The 780-nt window shown below is 32.6% G+C and carries 1 protein-coding gene; it reads right to left on the reverse strand.

Features of this window, described 5'->3' with window-relative positions; all coding sequences use genetic code 11:
* Nucleotides 1–769: hypothetical protein (locus tag B9N65_RS10775; RefSeq protein ID WP_141083853.1), on the reverse strand; the 769-nt coding region annotated here is incomplete at its 3' end.
* Between the last annotated feature and the right edge of the window lie 11 nt (nucleotides 770–780).

Here is a 780-nt window from a genome sequence, read left to right on the forward strand (position 1 = left end):
GTTTTTCATAGGATGTTTTCCAAAGTTCTACTATACCTTTAAGAAAAGCTACTCCTACATCTTTGCCTAGTGATTTACCATATCCTTTTAGCATATTTCCCATAGCTTTGACATCTTTTGGGTCAAACATATAAGTTTGTTTCATAAAAGCAAAGCTTCTCATGCTATTCCAGATGATACTTATGTTATAGCGACCTATTAAAAGACGAAGTTTTACAGAGTTAATAGCCTGTTTAAGCAAATTTCCTTTTGATTTCCTTAGGATTTCAACATTTGTTTTAGAATTTGTTACATGCTTTATAAATTTATCCACATTTTCAGTATTATTCATAGTAAATAGCTGTCTTACGATGTTTAATACACCAAGCTCATCAAGAAGCTCATCTGTTGCCTCTTTTTTATTTGGGTCAAATACAAATGAACCAATGGACTTATAAATTTTTGATTGACCATCTTCGCTAAAGTACTCTGCAAAAGGAAATAACCCCTCTATAGCAGTTTTTACCATAAGTGTTGGAGCTTCCTTCTTCATATCTTTTTCTATGGTTTCATAAGGGATATCTTGCATTTTTAAAGTCTTTTTCAAGATAGCATCGTCCTTTTTCCAACAATCCTCTATCTCTTTTGCTTGTTTATCAAGTAGCTCTTCTATCTGCTTTTGCTCCTTTAGTCCTAAGATAGATGTGTCTATGACTTCATGCTTATTGTCACTATTTGCTTTTAAGAGATCTTCCACACTTACTACGTTACCTTTTTTTGAGTGTTCCATATAGTCTCTTA

It is taken from the genome of Campylobacter concisus (genome assembly GCF_002165815.1).
Lineage (GTDB): Bacteria > Campylobacterota > Campylobacteria > Campylobacterales > Campylobacteraceae > Campylobacter_A > Campylobacter_A concisus_BH.